At 36.1% G+C, this 24,638-nt stretch carries 21 protein-coding genes; 11 read left to right on the forward strand and 10 right to left on the reverse strand.

Translation table 11 applies throughout. The features are described from left to right. Positions 1–247: 247 nt before the first annotated feature. From OL225_RS09205 to OL225_RS09225, 5 genes are all read right to left on the reverse strand, one after another. A complete protein-coding gene (locus tag OL225_RS09205; protein WP_047375099.1) occupies positions 248–436 on the reverse strand; it encodes a hypothetical protein in 189 nt (62 codons plus the stop codon). Positions 437–520: 84 nt separating this feature from the next. Continuing rightward, positions 521–1,387, reverse strand: a complete 867-nt coding sequence (locus OL225_RS09210; protein ID WP_264518045.1) for an SPFH domain-containing protein — start codon at positions 1,385–1,387, stop codon at positions 521–523. Between the two features lie 504 nt (positions 1,388–1,891). Beyond that, positions 1,892–5,167, reverse strand: a complete 3,276-nt coding sequence (gene ccsA / locus OL225_RS09215; RefSeq protein WP_047375106.1) for a cytochrome c biogenesis protein CcsA — start codon at positions 5,165–5,167, stop codon at positions 1,892–1,894. A gap of 264 nt (positions 5,168–5,431) precedes the next feature. Further along, entirely contained in the window at positions 5,432–6,010 is a 579-nt protein-coding gene (locus OL225_RS09220) for a Crp/Fnr family transcriptional regulator (protein ID WP_264518046.1), read from the reverse strand. 236 nt (positions 6,011–6,246) lie between these two features. After that, positions 6,247–6,882: a cysteine hydrolase family protein gene (locus OL225_RS09225; protein WP_264518047.1), complete on the reverse strand. Its 636-nt coding sequence runs from the start codon at positions 6,880–6,882 to the stop codon at positions 6,247–6,249. 372 nt (positions 6,883–7,254) lie between these two features. Here OL225_RS09225 and OL225_RS09230 point away from each other — a divergent pair, with 372 nt between their 5' ends. From OL225_RS09230 to OL225_RS09245, 4 genes are all read left to right on the forward strand, one after another. Then, positions 7,255–9,837, forward strand: coding sequence for an FtsK/SpoIIIE family DNA translocase (locus OL225_RS09230; protein WP_047375111.1), 2,583 nt, complete (start codon positions 7,255–7,257; stop codon positions 9,835–9,837). 63 nt (positions 9,838–9,900) lie between these two features. Further along, positions 9,901–10,548 (forward strand): LolA family protein, encoded by a 648-nt coding sequence (locus OL225_RS09235; RefSeq protein WP_047375113.1) that lies wholly within the window; start codon positions 9,901–9,903, stop codon positions 10,546–10,548. A 110-nt stretch (positions 10,549–10,658) separates the two neighbouring features. Next, positions 10,659–12,116, forward strand: a complete 1,458-nt coding sequence (locus OL225_RS09240) for an LptF/LptG family permease (RefSeq protein ID WP_047375115.1) — start codon at positions 10,659–10,661, stop codon at positions 12,114–12,116. A 166-nt stretch (positions 12,117–12,282) separates the two neighbouring features. Then, positions 12,283–12,918: a hypothetical protein gene (locus OL225_RS09245; RefSeq protein WP_264518048.1), complete on the forward strand. Its 636-nt coding sequence runs from the start codon at positions 12,283–12,285 to the stop codon at positions 12,916–12,918. A gap of 89 nt (positions 12,919–13,007) precedes the next feature. On the opposite strand, the gene OL225_RS09250 is transcribed toward OL225_RS09245, so the two are convergent. Together OL225_RS09250 and frr are read right to left on the reverse strand one after the other, a co-directional pair. Further along, the gene (locus OL225_RS09250; protein WP_081995437.1) at positions 13,008–14,069 is read right to left on the reverse strand and encodes a 3-oxoacyl-ACP synthase III family protein; all 1,062 of its coding nucleotides are present in this window, start codon (positions 14,067–14,069) and stop codon (positions 13,008–13,010) included. A gap of 231 nt (positions 14,070–14,300) precedes the next feature. Next, entirely contained in the window at positions 14,301–14,855 is a 555-nt protein-coding gene (gene frr, locus OL225_RS09255) for a ribosome recycling factor (protein WP_047375125.1), read from the reverse strand. A 423-nt stretch (positions 14,856–15,278) separates the two neighbouring features. On the opposite strand from frr, the gene OL225_RS09260 reads away from it, so the two are divergent. Beyond that, positions 15,279–16,637, forward strand: coding sequence for a lipase family protein (locus OL225_RS09260; protein WP_264518049.1), 1,359 nt, complete (start codon positions 15,279–15,281; stop codon positions 16,635–16,637). Between the two features lie 81 nt (positions 16,638–16,718). Here OL225_RS09260 and pyrH read toward each other — a convergent pair whose 3' ends face one another. Further along, positions 16,719–17,426, reverse strand: a complete 708-nt coding sequence (gene pyrH / locus OL225_RS09265; protein WP_047375127.1) for a UMP kinase — start codon at positions 17,424–17,426, stop codon at positions 16,719–16,721. A 167-nt stretch (positions 17,427–17,593) separates the two neighbouring features. Here pyrH and porQ point away from each other — a divergent pair, with 167 nt between their 5' ends. The 5 genes from porQ (at position 17,594) to OL225_RS09290 (ending at position 20,684) form a co-directional block, all read left to right on the forward strand. Further along, positions 17,594–18,586, forward strand: coding sequence for a type IX secretion system protein PorQ (gene porQ / locus OL225_RS09270; RefSeq protein ID WP_047375129.1), 993 nt, complete (start codon positions 17,594–17,596; stop codon positions 18,584–18,586). A gap of 84 nt (positions 18,587–18,670) precedes the next feature. Continuing rightward, positions 18,671–19,345, forward strand: a complete 675-nt coding sequence (gene cmk / locus OL225_RS09275) for a (d)CMP kinase (protein ID WP_264518050.1) — start codon at positions 18,671–18,673, stop codon at positions 19,343–19,345. A gap of 95 nt (positions 19,346–19,440) precedes the next feature. Beyond that, entirely contained in the window at positions 19,441–19,791 is a 351-nt protein-coding gene (locus OL225_RS09280; protein ID WP_047375131.1) for a YtxH domain-containing protein, read from the forward strand. 80 nt (positions 19,792–19,871) lie between these two features. Continuing rightward, positions 19,872–20,180, forward strand: coding sequence for a phage holin family protein (locus tag OL225_RS09285; RefSeq protein ID WP_034694332.1), 309 nt, complete (start codon positions 19,872–19,874; stop codon positions 20,178–20,180). A 3-nt stretch (positions 20,181–20,183) separates the two neighbouring features. Then, positions 20,184–20,684 carry a hypothetical protein gene (locus OL225_RS09290; RefSeq protein ID WP_047375134.1) on the forward strand — a complete coding sequence of 167 codons (501 nt, stop codon included), beginning with the start codon at positions 20,184–20,186 and terminating at the stop codon, positions 20,682–20,684. 76 nt (positions 20,685–20,760) lie between these two features. Here the strand turns inward: OL225_RS09290 and OL225_RS09295 are convergent, their stop codons facing one another. Then, positions 20,761–21,486 carry a TrmH family RNA methyltransferase gene (locus OL225_RS09295; protein ID WP_047375138.1) on the reverse strand — a complete coding sequence of 242 codons (726 nt, stop codon included), beginning with the start codon at positions 21,484–21,486 and terminating at the stop codon, positions 20,761–20,763. Between OL225_RS09295 and OL225_RS09300 the strand changes: the two genes are divergently transcribed. After that, positions 21,472–24,081 (forward strand): BamA/TamA family outer membrane protein, encoded by a 2,610-nt coding sequence (locus tag OL225_RS09300; protein WP_047375140.1) that lies wholly within the window; start codon positions 21,472–21,474, stop codon positions 24,079–24,081. The two genes, OL225_RS09295 and OL225_RS09300, sit on opposite strands and share 15 nt — an antisense overlap. Here OL225_RS09300 and OL225_RS09305 read toward each other — a convergent pair. Continuing rightward, positions 24,078–24,635 carry a vancomycin high temperature exclusion protein gene (locus OL225_RS09305; RefSeq protein ID WP_149385600.1) on the reverse strand — a complete coding sequence of 186 codons (558 nt, stop codon included), beginning with the start codon at positions 24,633–24,635 and terminating at the stop codon, positions 24,078–24,080. The two genes, OL225_RS09300 and OL225_RS09305, sit on opposite strands and share 4 nt — an antisense overlap. Positions 24,636–24,638 lie beyond the last annotated feature (3 nt).

A 24,638-nucleotide genomic window follows, 5' to 3' on the forward strand; every position in this document is an offset into this window, starting at 1 on the left:
TGATTTGGCTCGTCATATTCTACGTTGGAGCAGATAGTCTTCAAAGTTGTATAAAATAAAAAGCAGAGAAAATTTCTCTGCTTTCTTTTTGGTATAAGGTGAATTGAATTATTATTTATTTATTGAAAAGCTAAAAAAAGAATCCTTTTTTATATTTTCTGTAATTTAAAAAAGAGAAGAAGTACTATCTTTTCACAGCTCTGTTCCCTGAAAAGAACATTTACACTCCTCGAATCATATTTTTAAACTACTCTTTCTTCTTCCTCCCAGCATTAACCAGGCTTTCATGCAGCAGATATTCAATCTGCCCGTTCACACTTCTGAATTCATCGCCTGCCCATTTTTCAAGGAGTTTATAAGTAGACTCGTCTATCCTTATCACAAAAGACTTTTTGCTTTTATTTTCTGAAGAGTTTTGAGCTTTTTCCGATTTCATTTTCTAAAATTCTCTAACATTATTTCTGATTATTTTAGTATAGATAGGATCTGTACTAAAATCTGACTGTTAATCTTTCACTTCTTAATTATAAAGCGTTCCTGCATTTAATATTGGAGTCGCAGCTTTTTCACCACAAAGAACCACCATTAAATTGCTTACCATTGCAGCTTTCCTTTCATCATCAAGCTCAACAATATTGTCTTCTGAAAGTTTTTTCAAGGCAAGGTCTACCATTCCTACTGCTCCTTCTACAATCTTGGTTCTTGCCGCCACAATAGCTGTAGCCTGCTGTCTCTGAAGCATTGCTCCAGCAATTTCCGAAGCATAAGCCAGATGTGAAATCCTTGCCTCCTGAATCACAATTCCTGCTTTGGAAAGACGGTCTGTAAGTTCCTGCTCCAAAATAGAATTGATTTTATCTCCTCCTTCTCTCAGTGTAATTGGAGCATGATCATCTTCTAAATTATCATAAGGAAAGCTCATAGCCAAATGACGTACCGCTGCTTCACTCTGCATCTTTACAAAGTCCGAATAACGTTCTACATCAAAAGCGGCTTTGTAAGTATCTCCCACTTTCCATACGATGACAACCGCAATTTCAATAGGGTTTCCCATTTTATCATTCACTTTCAAAGTCTGTCCTTGTAAATTCTCAGAACGCAAAGACATTTTCTGTGACGAATACAAAGGATTGATAAAGAATAATCCGTTCTCTTTTACACTCCCAACATATTTTCCAAAAAAGTTTAACACCCTTGAGTGATTAGGCTGAATGATCATTAATCCTTTCAGAAAAAAGCAGGAAGTAAGGAAACAAAGCATAGATATAACCACATAAGCGATACTTTGATCTACTCCGCTAACAAAGAAGTATACTGCTGCAACAAACAAGGCCAGGCAAATGACCAATGTAAGATAACCCGACATGGGTTTTAATGTTTTTTCCATAATTGAATTTTAATTTGATATTATTTTGATATCATAAAGATGATGATAATTTTTGAATTATGAATGATGAATTTTGTTTTTTTGAGGTGCGAGTTTCGGGGTTCAGGGTTACGAGCTTCGGGATATAGGATTCGAGTATTTTAGCTAACGCAAAGTTCGCGAGGTTAATTCATTAGGATGTATTTTATTTTGTTCGCAAAGCCACTTCGTTTAGCTAAGATCACTAGTTTCTTTGCTGAGTGAAACGCCTTTGCGAACGGCAACTCATCACCAAAATCATTGCGAACCTAAAAAAAACAAGTTCTTTACATTTTACAAAACTTCTATCTTAACTAAAATGTTTTCTTCTCTTGCTGAGTAAAACATCTTTGCGAACGATAACTCATCACAATATACATCATTGCGAACGTAGCGTTAAAACAACTCATCCCCAATCCAGCAACAATAGAGATAAAAAAATCCCGGAAAATGAATTCCGGGATTTTAATTGATATATTCAAAAATCTATTTCTTCGTTAAGGCTTTAAACTTGAAATAAGAAACAGCTGATAAAAGAATCATTGTGCCTATTCCGATGTATACCCAAGCCGGCACTGGTACAGGATCTCCTGCTGCATAGGAGTGAAGTCCGCTTAAGTAATAGTTTACCCCAAAATAAGTCATTACCATTGAGCAGAACGCAAACATGGTTGCTATATGGAATGCCCATCTGCTTCTCAATCCTGGCACTAATCTCATGTGCAATACAAAGGCATATACCATAATGGAAATGAACGCCCATGTTTCTTTCGGGTCCCAGCTCCAGTATCTACCCCATGATTCATTTGCCCAGATTCCTCCCAAGAAGTTTCCTACCGTTAATGCAAACAATCCGATAGTTAATGACATTTCAGAAACAATTACCAGTTCTTTCAATGTAGTATCGTGGTGAATTTTATACGTTTCTTTATTGGATATAATATAGAATACTAATGAGATTACAGCGATGATCATCGACAGGGCGAAGAATCCGTAACTGGATGTAATAATGGCTACGTGAACAATTAACCAATAAGACTTCAGTACCGGAACCAGCGGTGTGATCTGTGGATCAAGAGCAGAACCTCCGTGCGCAAATCCCATCATAATAACAGCTACCATAAATCCGGCTGCAGGAATCAATGCATTGGAGTTTCTATATAATAATAAACCTGCCGTAATACCTACCCAGGAGATGAAGATAATAGCTTCATACCCGTTACTCCATGGTGCGTGTCCTGAAATATACCATCTTGCAACAAGGCCTAAGAAATGACATAGATATCCTACTAAACCAACTGCAATGATTACTTTAATGATTTTATTTAAAACTTTGCTGGATTTAAACAGCTCAACAAATCCTAAGATTAAAAGAAGCCCTCCGATAAGAGTATAGAAAATCAATAATTTAAAGTTAATATCTGCTTTATTCATGAAAACCTCAAGATCAACTTTAGATTTAGCAGGAACTACTGCCTTACCCCATTTCTGCTGGTATTCTGAAAGCTTCGCCAATTCTGTATCTGCTTTGCTCCAGTCTCCGGTTTTTTGTGCGGTAAGCGCTTCAGCAAAATAAGGTCCCATCACCTGCTGGGATTCCATGTCCGGCTCGAATTTTTGATCTAACCATGAATGCCATGTATGGTTGGCATCATTTTTTACAGGAACAATTCTCATAAACTGGCCGCTGAAAAACTCATTGAAGATCTGCACTCTTTCGTTTACAGCAATTACTTCCTTATCGTAGTTTGTTTGTTCAGCTGGTTTTTTACGGAATGCAGTATTATAATCATGTTCTAAAATATAGGTTAGATTACCATTGGCATCTGCGGGGAAAAGGTTCATCAGTGAAGTATATCCATCTTCATCTGCCTTTGTTTTATTTTTCAGTTCGTCCCCTCCTTTCGTTCCTACTTTAATCATAGGAACCATAGTCCAGCTTGGGGTATCTGTATTGATTGAAAGGAACCATTGGTTAGCAGTCAGATACTTTCCGTCTGTTCCTTTGAATTTATCTTTCTTGTATAGTTTTCTTAAAACATCCAATGCTTCAGTATTGATAGGAACAATTCTTCCCTCAAAACTTTGCACCAAAAGGTATCCGAATTTTTCTGCATGCTCTTCACTGATTTTGTTTCTTGCAATGATTTCATCCGGAGATATAGATCTCATTTTACCCATCGGTGTAGCCAGAGAATTCTGTTTTGGGGCAGCACCATCAAGAGGCTGGGCAGATGGAGCCGGAGCGTGAGAATGATTGTCTCCTTCCACATGAATATGTTCTCTGCTTCCGTCAGTAGTTCCATGAGTTTCAATCTTCTGTGCATTTAAACCTAAGCTTAAGAACACTAAAAGTATTGTTGCTGCTTTTGTTTTCTTCTTGTTTGCATCAGTCAGCATTTTATTTAATTTCCAGAAGTGAGTTCCTTTCCAGAAGAAGATCACAAACATTCCGAAGAATAAAAGTCCATATCCGATATAAGAAATCAAAGTTCCCCAATAATCATGGTTTACAGAAAGAACTGTTCCCATTCTGTCCGGATCAAAACTTGACTGGAAAAAACGGTATCCTTTATGGTTAAGAACGTGGTTCATATAGATTTTATAAGGAGTTTCTTTGCCTTCGTCAATGATTTTCACATGACTTTCATAAGCACTTGGAGATGAACTTCCAGGATAAGTTTCCATCACGAAGTCATCCAGTTTCAGGGCGAAAGGAGTATTGTATACTTTAGGTCCGAATCCTACCATAATATTTAATCCATCCATAGTAACCTGTTTGTAGGCATTAGGATTTCCTTTTTCAACAGAAAGATCTACCAACTGTTTTGTTTTTGGGCCCTGAAGCTCAACCTGAAGCATATCCGGAACATTCGCATCTTTCTTTCTGTCACCTTCAATTGCCATCAGTCTTCCTTTTTTAAGACCTTCAGGAACTACAAGCTTCAGCTCGTTGATTGTATATAAACTTCTCAATGCCAAAGGCTGGAATTCATCTTTCACGGTACTTCCGGTTGCCTGAGTAGCCATGGTCATATAGCTTGCATCTACAGGTGTTTTGATGAATAATTTTCCTCCTTCATTTTTGAATTCAACCGCTCCTTCAATAGCTCTGTTGAATGTCACCAAAGTTCCGTTGATTGATTTTGTTTCACCCGGTTTGATGTAAATATTTTGTCTTCCAGTGTTTCCGGTAGACACCAAATGAAGATACTCGGCACCGTTTGGTTCAGCTACAAGACTGTCTTTTTTTCTTTGAATGTATTCCTTGGCAAAGACTTTCACTTCTTTTCCGTGGAAGTCATAGGTTGCTTTGAAATCTTTATTCAATGGAGACATCAGATAAGGAACATCCTGATAATTAAGAACATCACCTTTTTCTTCGATCTGGATTTTAAAGAAATTTTTATCCGTTACGATTTCGTTTGAAGTTTCACCTTCTCTGATGTGCATGGTTCCTTCAAAACTGATGTATCTTGTGATGGCACCTCCGATAAAAATAAAAATAAAGGCAAGGTGAAACACAAGAACCGGCCATTTCTCCCTTTTCCATAGTCTGTATCTTCCGATATTTCCTATGAAATTAAGAATGAGCAGGACCATGATCAGTTCGAACCACTTGGCCTCATAAATTAGTGCTTTTGCTGTAGGAGTTCCGTAGTCGTTTTCTAAGAACGTTGCATAAGCCATCGCAAATGCGTACACCAGCAGCAATACAGCCATTGTCCTGGTTGAGATAAGAATATCTTGGAGCTTCTTCATGATTTATTGTACTTGACATGCAAAAATAAGCATGATAAACCATAAAGAGCTTAAAAAAAGCTGTTTTTTGTCACTTTGGCCTCTGTTTTGCTTATTTTGAAACATTCTTAATAAGCCCGAAAGTATTAGGAAAAATTCAATTCCTAAAACCGAAAAAATATAGATTCATAATACCTATATTCGTGATTGAAGACTTCTATTTATATGTTCGGAAAACTTTCAAAAACAGTCCATATTCTGAATTATTCCGAAAGTATTTTTAAATTATTTTTCAAATATTTTCTTCCTGATTTTACTTAGAAATTCATGGGTAATCCCCAAGTAAGAAGCAACCTGCTGCTGAGTAATTCTCTGTTCTAATCCGGGGTATTTTTCAAGAAATTCAAGATATCTCTTATCTGCCGTTTTACCCGTTAAGGAAAGAATTCTTCTTTGCAGTGCTACCGAATACTTCTGGTTCATTATCCTGAAAAGTTTTTCTATCTGAGGCATGGTCTCATACAAATATTCTTTGTCTTTTTTGGAAATCATCAATACTTCACTGTCTTCAAGGGCTTCAATATTCAGAATACTCGGAACATTATTGATAAGACTGTCAATATCCGTGATCCACCATTCTTCTACTGCGAAATACAGGGTTTGTTCAAATCCGTTTTCGTTCAGGTAATAGATTTTGAAACAGCCACTCAGAACAAATCCTTCAAAAGCACAATAGTCTCCTTCTTTGAGAGCAACGTCCTTCTTTTTAAACTTTTTGTATTCAAATAGCTTTACAAACTGTTTAAAATCCTCTCCTGAAAGGTGTATGTATTGACTGATATTTTTAAGAAGTAAATCGAACATTGTTTTATTTAAGCAAAATAAAGGTATCAAAATTATTGACACCTTTATTGAATTAAGTTATGTTAAGTTATTTTACATAACACTTTTGTTCTTTAGATAAACGCAAAGGCGCGAAGGCTTATTATGCATTGTATTTATTTTAAGGCGCATGAATGTCGAAGATATTCAGCAAGGTGAACTGTTTTAAATTTCATCGGAGATAAAATCCTTAGCGTCTTTGCTTGCCCAGAATAATATTATTTTAAAAATTCATGAGTATTTATTACACTGGCATAAAGATCTCCAAGAGCAGATATCCCCGCCAAGAAGGATCTTTGAACTTCTTCAGCCTTTATCACTTCCCCATCCAGTTCACGGTTTCTGGTTGCTGTAGCATCTCCAATAATTGTATTGGTAAATCCAAAATCAAAAGCCGCTCTGGTAGTTGCCTCTACACAAACATCTGTCATCATTCCTGTAATCACCAGGTTTTTGATTTTCTTTGACTGGAGATAGTTTATGAGATCTGTTTCCCTGAAACTGTTAGGAAAATGTTTGGTAATTACTTTTTCATCATCTTTCGGTGAAACCAGATGGTTGATTTTAACACCATCTGTATCCGGAAGAAAAAAAGTAGCCCCTTCATTGGTTGAGATATGTTTGACATGAATGACAGGAAGATTACTGCTCCTGAAATACTCTAAAATTCTCCTGGTATTTTCTCCGGCTTGCTCAGCTTTTTCCAATGTCATTTTTCCTCCGGGGAAATAATCATTTTGTACGTCGATAATTAATAATGCTGTGTTTTCCATTTTTTGTTTTTGTGCGTTCATTGTAATCAGTGAAATAAATATCAGACCTAAGGTCAGAATAGTTTTGAATCTGTTTTCCATGTGTAAAATTTCTGAGACAAAATTATAATGGTTTCCAATCCTGACCTTTGAACTAGTTCAAAAAATACATTTGAGCTTAAATAATATCAACCATAATTTTTAATATTATTATTTTTTTCATTTCTCTAAATTTAAATCAGAAATTTTATTATCTTATTTAAAGAAAAACAAATATGATTAGTTAATATAATTTAACAGCATCAGATTTGCATAAACAAAAAAAATAGCCCTATTTTTATTTTATAATTGCGAACAATATTTTATAATCAAATTTTAAATAATCGTTGTAAAAAGTGGGATTTCCAAAATGTTTTTTGGAGAAAAAAGATTCTTTTAGTGTTGAAAAAACATTAAATTTGCGACATTGATATTATGGATAAAAAGACACAAAAAAAACAGACTGAATCGCCTGAAACAGGCAAAATTTTATCTAAGCCACGTATTTTTTCCGGGCTTACTTTTATACTTTTATCGGCTGTTCTTGCATTCTCATTCATTTCTTATTTAATGAACTGGAAAGCAGATCAAAGCCAGGCAGGAACGATGCTGGACAAGAGTATAAAATCTTCCAATATCTTTGGCAAGGCAGGTGATTGGCTGGGAAATATCTTTATTTTCGAGAGTATTGGTATTGCTTCATTCATCATTGCATTTTTATTTCTTGTAGTCGGCACACTGATCCTTAAGAAGAAAATCTTCAAACCATGGAAAACTTTCGGGCACTCATTATTTTTTATCTGCTGGCTTCCTATTTTTATGGGAGCACTTACTAAAGGACAAGGTGTTTTAGGAGGCGTATATGGATATCAGATTATGGATTACCTTAATTCAATTATTGGAACGGTAGGCCTATGGACCGTATTGGCAGCCAGTATTCTTTTATATTTTATTCTTGAATTTAATCTTCGTCCAAGTTCTATCAAAGCAAAACTGGATAAGATCAATGAAAATACTATTGGAAAAGTAAAATCTATGATTCCTGACTCTAATGATGATTTCGAGGCAGATGAGGAATTGAAAGAGGAAGCTGAAGAAATTGAAGAGGCAGCAGCATCCCGTGTTACGGTAAGTGATGTTACCAACAACACTTCCAATAATTCAATCAATACAATGAGAGAACCAGAACCTGTAAGCATTCCGAAAGGATTTCCAGAAGTTCCGCTTTCCTCCAATATAGAAACCATTACTACTCCTAATCACACTTCTTTCGAAGCAGAGCCAAGAGAGGTTGCCCAACCGGTAAGTTTAAATCTTTCTACAAAACCTATTGTCCCGGTTTCTACTCCGGAAGAAGCATTTGATATCAGACCATCTGCTCCGTCTTCTGCTGTAAACACTAACACTGCTGCACAGGAAAACATTAAATTCAATGTAGAAGTAGCTCCTGTAATTGACATTCTGGATGATTCTGAGAAGCAGTCACAGGAACTTGTAGAAAAACATGGTTTGTATGATCACAAACTTGATCTGGCTAAATTTCAAATGCCACCTGTAGAACTACTGAAAGATTATGGCAGTGAAGAAATTTCCATTAATAAAGAAGAATTAGAAGAAAATAAAAACAAGATCGTTGGCCTTCTGAAAAACTTCAACGTAGGAATTGCAGAGATCAAGGCAACCATTGGTCCCACTGTTACATTATATGAAATTGTACCGGAAGCAGGAATCAGAGTATCCGCGATTAAAAAACTGCAGGATGATATTGCATTGAACCTTTCCGCTTTAGGAATCAGGATTATTGCTCCAATGCCTGGAAAAGGAACAATCGGTATTGAGGTACCAAGAAAAAACCCTACAATGGTTTCTATGCGTTCTGTAATTGCTTCCCAGAAATTCCAGAATACAGATATGGATCTTCCAGTGGTTTTCGGAAAAACAATCTCTAATGAAATTTTCATGGCCGACCTTTCAAAGATGCCCCACTTATTAATGGCCGGAGCAACAGGTCAGGGTAAATCTGTAGGGATTAACGCCATTCTTACTTCCCTTCTTTATAAAAAACACCCGAGCGAACTGAAATTCGTGATGGTAGACCCTAAGAAAGTTGAACTTTCATTATATTCAAAAATTGAAAGACATTATCTGGCAAAACTTCCGGATGCAGAAGAAGCAATCATTACAGATACCAATAAAGTAATCAATACCCTGAACTCTTTGTGTATTGAGATGGATACCCGATATGACCTTCTTAAAAATGCTTTCTGTAAAAACTTAAAGGAATACAATAAGAAATTTGCTGAAAGAAAATTAAACCCTGAAAACGGGCATCGTTTCTTACCTTATATCGTATTGGTAGTAGATGAGTTTGCAGATTTGATCATGACAGCAGGAAAAGAGGTTGAACTACCGATTGCCAGACTGGCACAGCTTGCAAGAGCCGTAGGGATACACCTTATCGTAGCAACACAGAGACCATCTGTAAACGTAATTACCGGTATGATCAAAGCCAACTTCCCTGCGAGAGCTGCCTTCAGAGTAATCTCCAGTGTAGACTCCAGAACCATTCTTGATTCTCCGGGAGCAGATCAGCTGATTGGTAAAGGAGATATGCTTTATTTCAACGGAAATGAGATCCTGAGACTTCAGTGTGCATTCGTAGATACTCCGGAAGTGGAAAGACTTGCAGAATTTATTGGTGAGCAGAAAGGATACGCTTCAGCATTCTTACTTCCTGAATATGTTTCTGAAGATTCTACAAGCTCAGTAGGTACTTTTGATCCGAACGAAAAAGATGCTCTTTTTGAAGATGCGGCAAGAATTATTGTGTCTACTCAGCAGGGATCTACATCAATGCTTCAGAGACAATTGAAACTGGGTTACAACAGAGCTGGAAGAATTATGGATCAGCTGGAAGCCAGCGGTATTGTTGGAGGCTTCAACGGGGCTAAAGCAAGAGAGGTCCTGATCAGTGATCTACATTCTTTGGAACAGTTTTTGGAAGATCTGCGTAGTTAAGGGAAAAATTGAATGATTTAACCTTTCAAAATTTAAAATGTCTAAAGATTATTAAATAAAAAAATGAAAAATATTATTTCAAAAGTTATATTAGGAAGTTTTGTTGTAGGTGCAGTAGGTATGGCCAATGCTCAGAAGATTGATGCTAAGGCAAAAAAGATATTGGATGATATTACAGCCAACTACAATTCTAAAAAGAATTCTTACTTCAAATTTTCTTTTGGAAGCGGCCTTAACGGGCAGGTTACGAAAACAGAACCAGGTATTTATTATGCTGCGGGAGAAAAATACAAACTGAAGATCATGGACACGGAACAGATCTTCGACGGAAGCAAGATTTATAATATCAACGCGGATGACATGGAAGTAACAATTGCCAAGCCTAACGGAAGCGGCACCATGTTCTCCCCTATCAACTACCTTACGACTTACAGAAACGATTATAATGTAACATATAATGGTAAGAAGATGGTAAATGGTGTGAATGCTGATTTTATTAAACTTACACCGGTAAAAGCAAACGGAATACAGTTCGTATATCTTTTTGTAGATTCTGCTAAAAAGCAAATGGTAAAACTGGAACAACACGGAAACAACAAAGATGTGGCAGTAATTGCGATTAAAGAATACAAAGAAAATCAGCAACTGGACCCTAATATGTTTGTTTTTGACAAGAATAAGTTTAAAAATTACGTAATTACAGAACTTTAAAAAGCTGAAAGTGAATTGGCAACTAAGCAAATTTACTTTTTAAGTTAAAAAAATAACAAAATATAAAAAGCCACAAGTAAACTTTGTGGCTTTTTGATTAATTTTGGCGCATGTTAAAAATACTAGACCGATATATCATAAAAACCTTCTTTGGACCGTTTTTCTTTATATTCAGCGTATTGTTTTTCATTTTTATTGTAAACATTATCTGGGTTCAGTTAGGACAGTTTATGGGAAAAGGATTAAGCTACTGGCAGATCCTCAAACTTCTTTTTTATCTTGGGGTAAACGTCATCAGTATGGTGCTGCCACTTACCATTCTCCTTGCGAGCATCATGTCGTTCGGGGAATTTGGAGAACGGTATGAGCTTGCAGCAATGAAGGCGGCAGGAATTCCTTTGACCAGGGTTATGACTCCCTTGTTGGGAATCTCAACGGCACTTGCCATTATGCTGTTTTTCTTCTCCAATAATATTATCCCGGATTTTCAGAAAAAAGCCAAAAACATGCTTTTCAATATTGCCCAGACAAAACCGGCAATCAACTTTACTCCTGGACAGTTTATTGATCAGATTCCCGGGTATATGGTAAAGTTTGATAAAATATACGGGGAAAACGGAGAAAATATTGAAGGAGTTTTTGTCCATAAAAAAGCCAATGCTTACGAAAATCAACAATCTGTTGTAGCAGAAAAAGGAAAGTTTGTTCCGGCAGCTAATAAAAATTTTCTGAAACTTGTATTGTATAACGGATATGTCTTTGAAGATGCCTTTGCCGGAAAAGGAGATAATGTAAGACAGAAACAACCCGATCAGGCCATTAAATTCGACACACTAGTTTCACACTTTGACATCAGTGAAATCATTAATAAAGCGATCGAAAAAGAGCAGATCACGGATGACTACCGTTTTCAGACCTATAATCAGCTTGACGGAACGATTAACAAAAACAAAAAAGATAATAAGCAGTTCTTTGATAATATCGGTTCCGAGGTTCTTAACCAGACCAATTCTGTTGTAACCTATATGGATAAGGGCAACAAACATAAAGTAGCTCCAAAAACACAGATCAAACTGGACACAATAAAAGGAGACAAAAAGCTGGAAATTATTTACAACTCTTACAACAGACTGGATAATCTGAAGTCTACACTGGAGTCTAAAAAGAATGAATACAGTTCCAATGTAAAATACTTCAGTAAGGTTGTCATTTATCAGCAGAGGATTGTAGCTTATTCGGTAACCTGTATTATCTTCTTCCTGATTGGAGCAAGTTTAGGTTCTATTATCAGAAAAGGAGGAATGGGACTTCCTGTAATCATAGCCATTGTGATTTTCATTATCTTTTATGTAATGAATGTTGGGGTAGAAAACATGTCCTGGAGCGGAAAAATGAATCCTTATCTTGCAGCATGGCTTCCTAACCTTATCCTTCTTCCTTTTGGAGTATGGATGACTTATAAAGCCCTTACAGATTCACAATTATTTGATGCTGAAAAATACAAAGCATTATTCAAACCTATTACCAAAAGGTTTACCAAAAGTAAAGAACATCAGAGATATCAATAACTCTGATGTAAGTAATAAAAGTAGAAAGCTCCGATTTTTTTCGGAGCTTTTTTGTTGAATTATTCTGGATGTAAAAAATGGTAAATAAAAAATGACCTTCTACTGAACCCTTCTTTATGACATTATTTTTTTTGTATTTTTATCAGCCATCAAACTCATTTACCTTATGAAAATCCTATTACTCACTGCAGGCCTGTTTCTTATTTTTTCATGTAAAAATGATAAAGCAGCTCATAAAGAATCTGCTTCAATGGATAATTTTTCCATAAAAAAAGATTCAGCACAAATCAGCGTAGCCGAAGATCCTATTGATAAGATTAAAAAAGAATATACCGCCCTTCAAGCTCAACTGGAGGCAAAACAGCTGAGCCAATCAAAATTTACTTATGATTGTAATGATGAGCCTTCAGGTGAAGTGACCTTTTATTCTGACAAAAATGAGATTAAAGTGATAGAACATTTTTATGCAGAACACAGCCATTTCTCAGGATCTGAAAAATATTTTATAAAAGATGGAAAACCTTTTTTTATATTCAGACAGGAAACCGTATGGAATTTTGATGGTGGTACTCCGGAAAAACCTATTACTAAAGATGATATTACAGAAACCCGTATTTATCTTCAAAATAACAAACCACTGAAATGCCTTGAAAAGAAATACAGCATAAAATCTGATCAAAAAGAAAAAACAGCGGACAATATTCCAAGTAAAGAAGTACAGTGTAATACTGATGAATTACTTACAACTTATCAATCTCTGCTACAACATAAAAATCAGAAAGGACCAATCAAATGTCTGTAAAAGCAAAAGAGGTTTCCAATGGAAACCTCTTTTTATATTCTTAAAACTAAAAATTATTCTCCATAATTTTAGTTTTTTTGATGATAAGTTTAAAACTTATAAACAAAGGCATTAATATTCATTCCCGCACCCACAGAAGCAAATAAAACCACATCATTTTTCTGGATTTTATGATGCTCCAGTTCATCCTTTAGAATCATCGTCAGCAAAGACGGAATGGTAGCGACACTGCTGTTTCCCAGTTTATGAATAACCATAGGCATTATATTTTCAGGAACCGGCGTATGATACAACTGGTAAAACCTGTTAACGATAGCCTCATCCATTTTTTCATTAGCCTGATGAATAATAATCTTATTTAACTGGCTGATGGAGTATCCGCTGCTGTCCAGACACTTTTTCATAGCATCAGGAACATTGATAAGGGCAAATTCATAAATCTTTCGCCCATCCATTTTGATGTATTTTGTATCCGGGCATTTATCATTGTTGTAAGATTTCCCAAAATACAGATAATCTTTCTCCTCAAAAGTATAAGAAGCTGACAAATGAGCCTTTATTCCGGAGTCATCATCGTTGTTAACTTCCAGCACAGCCGCTCCTGCTCCATCAGCATAGATCATACTATCTCTGTCGTGGATATCCACTACACGGGAAAGAGTTTCCCCACCAATCACCAAACATCGTTTTGCAATTCCGGCTTTAATAAATGCATTAGCCTGTATCACTCCTTCAATCCAGCCAGGACATCCAAAAAGAACATCATACGCCACGCAGAAGTTATTTCTTATTCCTAATAAATGCTTTACCCTTGCCGCAAGACTTGGAACCGCATCGGATTGAACTGTTCCAAAACGAACATCTCCAAAATTATGGGCAAAAATAATATAGTCTAATGTTTCAGGATCTATTCCTGCATTTTCAATGGCAGCCTTAGCTGCGATAAATCCAAGATCTGAAGTAACCTCTGTACTATGAGCATATCTTCTTTCTTCAATACCTGTAATTTTTTTTAACTTATCTGTAATAGATGTATTATTTTCTTTTAATAATATTCCCTTCTCATTAAGAAAAATATGCTTATCAAAAAATAGATTAGTTATCGTTTCAGATGGTATGTAGTTGCCTACACCAATAATCTTCGTCATCACTTTTAAAATGTTTAATTTCCTGTTTTAAATTCAGTTTGCAGGAATAATTTTATAAATATAATCAATTAACGCAAATACTCATCAATATATTATGGAATGAGACATCTTTACGATAAAGTTCTAACCAAAAAAACTAAATACATAATCTAAAATCAATAGAACAAACATATTTAAAAGAAAAAAAGAGGCTTCCCATCGGAAACCTCTTTTTTATTTTCAAAAAACTGAAAATTATACTTTCATAATTTCAGCTTCTTTTGTCTTAAGATGCTCATCGCAAAGTTTTACATATTTGTCCGTATAAGTCTGGATTTCTTCTTCCACTCCTTTTACAACATCTTCAGAAACTCCGTCTAATTTTTTAAGTTCTTTCAAACCATCCTGTCTTGCGTTTCTTACTGTTACTTTAGTATTCTCAGCTTCTACTTTAGCCTGTTTTGCAAGTTCCTTTCTTCTTTCCTCTGTTAAAGGCGGAACGTTAAGGATAATGTTTTCTCCGTTATTAGAAGGTGCAAAACCTAAGTTTGAATTGATGATCGCTTTTTCAATCGCGTTGATCGCAGTTCTGTCCCAAGGTTGAATAGAGATTGTCATTGCATCCGGAACAGAAACATTCGCAACCTGGTTGATAGGAGTCATAGCTCCATAATATTCTACCATTACATCCTGAACCATTGCCGTAGAAGCACGTCCTGCTCTAATTCTTTGAAATGCGTGATCCAGGTGCTTTACTGCTGCATCCATGTCTTGTTTTACAGATTCTAATATAAGATCTAATTCTTCCATTATTATATTAAAGTTTGATAAATTACACATCTATTAATTAATCTGAATATCAATTAGTTAAAATTCACAAATTATGTAAATATCAGTGTTTTTTCACCGTTTTAACCTATTTTTTACTATTCAGTGCTGCAAAAATAATGATTGTTTTTGAATAATAGGTATTTCACAGATGGATTTTGTGTACTTGTCCTTGCTTTGAAAAAAGAAGATGATTTTCAATGATCTTAAGTGAAGAGTTTCAGGTACAAATACCTATAAAATATTTTGGTTGTTTCTACTGATTTGCAAGCCATTTTTTATAGCTTATTTTACTTTATCATTTTTAATGAAGTTCTCAATAGAGATTATAATATCACACAAAAGAGAATTTTATGTAAAATAATTCATAATCACTTTATACACTAATTTTAAACCAATCACATTATGACAAATCCATCTTTAGACGCCTATCAACAAGTTTTTGGTATGGCAGGTCTTGCCAACCGTGCCGGAGGTTACAACGGTTTGGGTATTCAGCTCCAGCAACAGCTTCAGTATGACTTATCTTTTTATTTTAACAATGTTCCTCCTGTTAAAATAATGAACCAAACAACACCTTCAACAGCTGATCCATCAGTGCTGCCGATATTAGGAAACTGGGATCTTGTCTGGGGACCTGCCCTGATCGAAGAAAAAAATGAAAAGGGTGTTCCTACAGGAGTTGCAGACAATGCATTATATGTGGCTAAATGTGATGCTGTTGCATTTCCGGGAGGTCCTACATTGCCTGCTTACGTTGTGGCTATTGCAGCAACTAATCCTTCATCGCTTTACGATTGGGAAACAGAAGATTTCTCGGTTTCAGAAGTAGTCAACTGGACGACTTACAACCCTTCCAATTTTGCTCCATCAGCTTATAACGGTACTGACCCTTATATTTCAAAAGGTACTGCCACCGGTGTAAGTATCCTTCTCGGACTTGAAAGCCCTCATTCTGCAGCTTCACCTAATACTACACTGCAGCAGTTTCTTGCAGGGTTAAATCCGGAACCCGGTACAGCTATTATATTTTGCGGACACAGTCTTGCAGGAGCATTATCTCCTACCCTTGCTCTTTATCTGAAAGAAAATAAAGACCTGAATGCATTCGGTGTAACGCTTGTATACCCTACCGCCGGACCTACTCCGGGTGAGGCTACATTTGCCAGCCTGTTCAATAGTAAATTTCCACCGTTACCTCCAGGATGGCAGCAACAATCAGGTACTTACCAAAGCTGGAATACCATGCACTGGAATGATCTGGATGTAGTACCTCATGCATGGCCGGTATCAGAACTGGGAAAAATAGCAACAATATATGGCCAGGCTCCTACAAATATGACGGCTTCCATATTAAACGCTTTACAGAAGATGGCTATTGGTGATTCTTCAAAATCAGGAGCCAGCTATACAAGAATACAAAACCAATCACTTCCAGGGAAGCTGCAACACTCAAGCAGCTCTTCGATCAGCATCAAAACACCTCCTGAAACTTTGCAAGACTATATGCTTCAGTTATCAGTACAACATGTGGCCATGTATAATGGTATTCCTGCGACGGGGGTTGATCCTCAGGTAACTGGTCTTATTCTACCACAACCATTACCTAAACCGGGCGTTGTGAAACTAGTACCGGGAGTAACTGCTGTCACAGAATTTGAGATGATCATGAAAATAATAAATCAGATCATTGAATGGGTTTTCTCCCATTACACTTTGGTTGAAAAGGAAAATGCCAAACAGAATATTGAGGCAGATAAATAATTATTAAAACTACTATAAAAACAAAAACACCTGTCACGATAATCGTGGCAGGTGTTTTTTATATTTTTCTACTAAAATTGATTATAAATCAACCAAAGTACCTACATTTTCTCCGTCTACAATTTTTGACAGGTTACCGTCTTTATTCATATCGAATACAATGATTGGCAATTTGTTTTCATGGCTCAAAGTAAAGGCAGTCATATCCATTACCTTAAGGTTTTTCTCAAATACTTCATCAAAAGATAATGAATTGTATTTTACAGCATCAGCATTTTTTTCAGGATCACTGTCATAGATTCCATCTACTCTTGTTCCTTTTAAAATCACATCAGCTCCAATTTCGATGGCTCTTAGAGTAGCTGCTGTATCTGTAGTAAAATAAGGGTTTCCTGTTCCTGCTCCGAAGATCACTACTCTTCCTTTTTCAAGGTGTCTTACTGCTCTTCTTTTGATGAAAGGTTCAGCTACTTTATCCATTTCGATAGCAGACTGAAGTCTTGTTTTGATTCCTGCATCTTCCAATGCTCCCTGCAATGCCATACCATTGATGACAGTTGCCAGCATTCCCATATAGTCTCCCTGTACTCTGTCCATTCCTTTTGCAGCTCCTGCAACACCACGGAAAATATTTCCTCCTCCAATGACGATCGCAACTTCACAGCCTTTTTCGACTACTTTCTTAATCTCAACAGCATATTCCTGCAGTCTTTCGGTATCAATACCATATTGTCTGTTTCCCATTAAGGCCTCACCGCTTAGTTTCAGAAGGATTCTTTTATATTTCATCTTTTATTTTTAGTAACTTTTTATTAGTATGGGTTTCCCCAGAATTTGATTTTGCAAATATAATCATTAAAGATATTGATAAAAGAAAAATATTTAAATAGAAATAATGTAAGAAATATTTTGAAAAGTACGAAAAAGGATTATTTTTGCATTAATTATAAATTGAGTTGAAGAAAATTATCATTTTTTCATTATTTCTATCAGGAATTGTTTCTTATGCGCAAACAGGAACAAATGTTTATCCGTTCTTAAATGTACCTGTATCTGCAAGACAGGCTGCTTTGGGTGGTGATGCAATTTCGATAAGAGATTATGATGTTTCCTTTGCTATTGCAAACCCTGCCCTGTTAAATAAAGATTCTGACAAACAGCTTTCTGTAAATGCAACAGCTTATCTTGCCGATTCAAAATACGGAACTATTGCTTATGCCAAAGACTTTGAGAATGGCCATATGGCTACCATCAATGCCAGATATATGAGCTATGGGAGCACACCCAGAACGGATGAAAGCGGTTTCGAAAACGGAGAATTCAAAGCTTCAGATGTAGCTATTGGTGCAGGCTATGCCTACCAGTTTGAAGAAGACTGGACGATTGGTGGAGGACTTAATTTCGTTACCTCAAAAATTGACAACTATACTTCTTCCGCAATTTCAGGAACAGCGGGAGTTACCTATCATAATAAAAAAACTAAAGAAGTTCTTTCTTTAGTGATGAGAAATTTTGGTTTCCAGCTGAAGTCATTCAATGGAACAAGAGAAAATCTTCCTTTCAGAATTGATCTTGGGTATACCAAAATAATCAAGAACTTCCCTCTTGCGATCACTATTACAGCGCATGATCTTCAGAAATTTGATATTTCTTCAGAATATAACCTTGATGGACAGGAAGTAAAAGCCGGTAGAAAAATTGCAGACCACTTTTCATTGGGAGCTGAATTGTTTCCGGAAAAGAATTTCAATATCAGGCTGGGATATAATGTTAAAAGAGGAAATGAACTGGCAGTTGCGGATCAAAGAAACTTCTCAGGACTTTCTGCAGGATTTGGAGTGAAAGTTTCCAGATTCCGTATAGATTATGCTCATGTAAGATACCACAACTCTTCGAATGTCAATCAGATAGGAATTTCCATGGACCTTTCCAGCCACAGAGGAGAGTAATCTTTCCGGCTGAAATTTTCTTAATTATTCTGAAATTTTCTTACTTCCTCTTGATTTTTAAGAAAAAATCTTGAAATTTGCAGTATGAAAAAACCTGTAATTGCTATCGATGGGTACTCGTCTACCGGAAAAAGTTCTATCTCTAAAGTCATTGCTGATAAACTGGGACTTATTCATATGGATACAGGAGCGCTTTACAGAGGAGTTACCTGGTATGCTTTGCAGCATTGTCTGAATGAAAACGGTGAGATTGATCTGAACACACTGTTCTCTTCTTTTAATCAGATCAAACTTGAATTTAAAAATAACGACGGTACCCTTATTCTTTTCCTTAATGACACGGATATTTCTAAGGAAATCCGCACCAATATAGTATCTGACAACGTAAGCCTTGTTGCCAAACAGAAAGAGGTAAGAGACTTTTTGCTGCAGTCACAGCGCACTTTGGCAGAAAAAGGAGGTGTTATTATGGACGGACGTGACATTGGGACAGTAGTTCTGCCAAATGCGGACTATAAATTCTTTCTTACTGCCAGCATTGACGAAAGAACCAACAGAAGGTTTCTGGAACTGAAAGGTCTGGGAATAGAAGCAGATAAAGAGCAGGTAAAACAAAACCTGATAGAACGTGACAAGATTGACAGTGAGCGTGAAATAGCCCCATTGAAGCAGGCTGAAGATGCTATCGTTATTGATAATTCTGAACTAACCAAAGAAGAAACTATAGAACTTATTTTATCTCACATCGAAAAGATTTAACAATTTTTAATAGGCTTCAAGCCTCCTTTGGTATACAAATTGTAAGTTTTATTACTGTAAAAACTAATCTATTATTAATTATTAAAAAACTTAAAATGTCTAGAAAAGGAAATAATACAGCAGGTATATTGGCAGGACTTCTTGCAGGTGCTGCGGCAGGTGTAATCTTAGGAATGTTATACGCACCGGAAGAAGGTAAAGAAACCAGAAAAAAGATAAAGGATAAGGCAAATGATCTTAAAGATCAGGCTAAAAATAAATACGGAGAGGTTTCTGAAAAAGTAAAAGACCAATATGGCAATATTTCTTCTACTTTCAAAGAAACTGCAAGCAGCGTAGCACATACTGTGAAAGACGGATATGACAAATACAAAGATCAGATTGTTTCTAAAACTGCAGATTTGGCAAAAGATGTAGAAGCGGAACTGAATGATCTGAAAAAATAAGTAATTTATCTTTTTTAAGTAAATTACAGAAAGGAACTTTTGTGCGAAAGTTCCTTTTTTTGTAACTTTAAAAAAAAACAATGATAGAAACTATTAAAGAATACGCCTCCAAGAGAATAGATCTTCTGAAAATTGAAGCTACTGAAAAGTCTTCTCTTTCTGCCGGGCTCATTACTTACTTTGTAGTACTGCTTGTTGCTTTTGCTTTTTTTATTATCCTTTTCAATTTTGGAATCGCTTTCCTTATCGGAAAAGCATTGGATAATTACTCTTACGGATTCTTAATTGTTGCTGCATTCTATGCATTGGTAATGGCGTTTGTTGTTGCCTTCAAAACTAAGATTGTCAATACTGTTGCAGATCAGGTTATTAAATTTTTAAATCATTAAACTATGGGCAGAAAATACGAGAGCATAGAAGAATTAAGAAGAAAGAAAAAACTGCTTCAAGGCGAAATAAGTGATCTGGAGAATCTTCTTACCTTCAAAAACACTAAGGAAAGCCTAAGTGCATTTACCAACGGATTAAGTGACCAGTACCTTCAGGAAAAGATAGATGAAGATGGTGATGAAAAAGTGGTTCTGAGAAAGGATGTCATTGCCAAACAGCTTACCTCAGAAGTAAAAGATCTGCTCATTAACAAAAATACAGCTGTAGGAATTGCTAGTTCCGCTTTTAAAGGTGGAAACATTACAGACAGCCTTGTTAAACTAGGGGTTACTGCTATCGTAGGAAACTATGCCAAAAAGAATATGAAAAGCTCCAACTGGAAGAAAAAACTGATTGGTGCTGCATTGATTTACCTTGCACCTATAGCGCTGAAGTATGTCAGAAAAAAGATGGAAGTATATCAGAAAAATAAAAGTGTTTCCAGCATGGAACAGTTGATATAGAAATTAGATGTTAGAAACTAGAGGTTAGAAATTAGTATAAATCACTGGATATTCTCTAACTTCTAGTTTCTGGCTTCTATTTTGAAAATAACTGTCCCAGAATAATCCCGGCAGCCATTGATACATTCAGGCTTTCTGTAGACTGGGATTTTCCGAACCTCGGAATACTGATACTTTTTTGTAAAAGCTTTTCAGTTTCCGGTCTCATTCCGTTTCCTTCATTTCCTAAAATCAGATTGATTTTTTCAGGTTTCTCAAAAGTATAGATATCCTCCCCTTCCATATCCGTTCCGATATTTATATTCTCTGTTGAGGAAAGATATTCCACAAGATCAGTGTATACCACATTAACTCTGGTAAAAGAGCCCATAGTTGCCTGAATCACTTTTGGATTGTAGACATCTACGGTATCTTCACTGCAGATGATTTGTTCTATCCCGAACCAGTCTGCCAGTCGTATAATGGTCCCTAAATTTCCGGGATCCTGTATTCCATCCAAAACCAGCTGTATATTCTTATCCGCTAATTTTTCTTCCTCAGCAAGATAACATACCGCTACGGAATCTTTTGGCGTTTTAAGAAAACTAATTTTTTTTAATTCATTTTCAGAGATATGGGTAACAGGAATATCAGTACGGTCCAATTTTTGTGGATCGGTTGATAATATTTCTTTAACTTTAAAGTTAGAATTAAAAAGTTCACAAATGATTTTATTACCTTCAACCAAAAACAAATTGTATTTTTGTCTGAACTTCTTTTTATCCAAAGATTGTAAAACTTTTATTGTATGAGCTGTAAGCATTATAAGAATTCTCCTCAAAAATATTATAAAATTATCTCATTTGCAACATTTGTTGGTCTCCTTTATGCTTGTAGTACAACAAAAAAAGTTCCTGAAGGCGAATATCTGCTTACCAAGAACACATTAGGGTTCGAGGATAAGAAAGAATTTTTCGATGAGGAACTCAAAGATTATATTCAGCAAAAACCCAATAAAAAGCAATTCCTTTTCATGCCATTAAGTCTTCTTCTGTACAATATGGCTGATACAAAATACGATACGATACTTAACGAATACATGACCTATCCCGGAGAGATGAGAAATCAGAAACTGAGAGACTCTTTATTCCTTAAATACAATATGAAAAGCAGTGTTGGAAAAAGCCTGCTGTTCGATCGTTTATTGCACAATTGGGGAACACCGCCGGTAATACTTGATCAGACAAGAAGCGAAAAAAGTGCTGAATCTATTAAGAAAAGACTTACCTACAGAGGATACTGGGATTCTGATGTAACATTCAAACATACTCTGGATTCTGCTTCTAAAAAAGCATCTGTTCATTATTCTATTAAGCATAATGAACCTACCCGGATCAAGGATTATTTTTACAATATTCCGGATCAGGGGATCAAAGGTTATTACAATTATAATCTGAACAGAAGTCTTGTAAGATCAGGACAGATTCTTGATCAGACCGTTCTTGAAAGAGAAGTAACCCGAATTACGGATCTGATGAGGGAGTTTGGGTTCTATAGATTCAATGCTTCAAATGATGAAGTCTATTTTGTGGCAGATTCTCTTAAAAGCAGAAAGCAGATTCCTTTGACACTGGAAATTCATAAAGACTCTCTGGATACTCCATATAAGATTTCAACTTTCGGAAATATAGATGTTGCCATTATAGATGAACCGGGTGATTATCCTAAAAATACCAAAAAAGACAGTTTAAGAAGAATAAGATTCCATACGATGAATGATAAATATAAACTTTCATCCATATGGAGAGCTATTATTCCGGACAGTAAAAAGGTTTTTGATCAAACCAAGCTTGATGTTACCAAGAGAAATCTTTTGGCGATGAACAATTTTAGCATCGTTAAGGCAAGAGACTCCCTGAGACAAGGAGGAATGGCTTCACCTAACGACAGCATTGTTGATGTATTATATGTTTTGAAACCGCTTCCGAAGTACGAGTTTAAACTGGGAACAGATATTAATTATTCCCAGGTATTAAATCTTGGTATCTCTCCTTCCGTAGACCTTACCACCCGAAACGTTTTCAGAGGGGCAGAAAACCTTTCCACAAGCCTTTCAGGAACATTTGGATCTATCAGAAGTACGAAAGATATTGATAAAAGAGTTGCTGCCTATGAAATATCAGCTCAGGCATCTTTGAATTTCCCAAGGCTTTTGCTTCCGTTTAATTATTATAAATTCATTCCTAAACGATATACGCCTACTTCATCTATTTTGTTAGGGGCGTCCATACAGAACAATATCGGTTTGGGAAGATTGATTTTCAATACGGGGCTGAACTATCAGGCAAGTGTTAATGATCAGGTATATCATAAGCTTACTTTATTCAATACTCAGGTCAGTCTTACCAAAAATAAAGATGCCTACTACGATTATTTTGTAAATGACGGAAGGGTAAAAGATGAAGTTTTCGGGAATTATTTTATGTTTAATCCGGAAACTGCACAAACCGGACAAGATTATAAAGATGGAAAACTTAGTGTAGATGAGGTTTCCAAAAAGATTATTGAGAACGACGCTTACCGTGCAAGTCTTAATCAACAAGGAACAGATCTTTTGACGGCCTTCAGAGGGACCTTAGTGAATAAAGACAGGCAGACGCAGGATGTTCTTATTTCTTCCATGATTTATAACTTTGTATACAGTGAAATCGGGAAAAAAGAATATCCAAACGCATTTTATTTCAATGGGAAAGTTGAGCTTGCAGGTAACATTTTAAGCCTATTCAATAAAAAAGATAACGACGGAGGTGTTGTTACCGGTCCCCAGAAAACCATTTTCGGGTTACCATATGCACAGTTTGTAAAATTTGATATTGATGCCAGAAAGTATTTCAAATTCAATGGCAACCAGACCTTGGTACTTCGCCAGTTTATCGGGGTGGGGATACCTTATGGAAATTCTCAGGACATGCCGATCATCAAATCATATTTTAATGGAGGTTCCAACGATATCAGAGCCTGGGTAGCATTTGGAGGATTAGGTCCTGCAGATTCTCAGGTGGATGAAAGAGTACGTACTTATATGACAGACAATGTAAAGCTTACCACCAATATTGAATACAGAATTCCGTTCAATAAGACTTATGAGGGAGCTTTATTTACAGATATAGGAAATACCTGGAGTCTTCGTAACTATAATGACGGATATGGAGATGAGTTTAAATTCAATAAATTCCTGAAACAAGTGGGTATCGGAAGCGGATTCGGATTAAGGGTTAATATCGCCTATGTAACGGCCAGAATTGACCTTGCTTACAAGATCTATGACCCGAATAAACCTGATGGAGACCGATGGAGATTCAAATATTTCCAGCCTTTCAAACCTACTGTTAATATCGCGTTCGGATATCCTTTCTAATCCGGAGAAACGCCTAAAATAAAATAGACTACAGCAATCACACGGGCGAGGATTTCCCTCGTCTGATTTCTGTAGAAGCTTTCAGATTTTGTGACATCCTGAGCATCAAACCCCAAAGCATTCATATCATTGTTTCTTGCAAAAAACAAGGCCCTCAGGTTATGATATCCCTGAGATACAATAATGACATTTTTCTTTTTATAAACATCCTTACAACGGAGAATACTTTTGTAGGTATTGAAACCTTTAGGATCTTCCATAATAATATCTTCCGGAACACCTTCCAGATAAACCAGGTAATTTTTCATTGCTCTCGGTTCATTGTAACCTGTACTCTTCTCCCCGCTTACGATAATTTTCTTGATTTTCCCATGATGATAAAGAAGAGCCGCAGCATCCATTCTTTTTGTGAAATAGGGATTAGATTTTCCGGATCTCATTTTCGGAGATGTTCCCAGAACCAATGCAACCTCTCTTGGTGGAATTTTTGAGATTTTGGTATAGGTTCTCCCGTTGGTAAGCCCGAAAACCCACACATTACAGAAACATATCATCAG

The sequence above is a fragment of the Chryseobacterium viscerum genome, from assembly GCF_025949665.1.
GTDB lineage: Bacteria > Bacteroidota > Bacteroidia > Flavobacteriales > Weeksellaceae > Chryseobacterium > Chryseobacterium viscerum_A.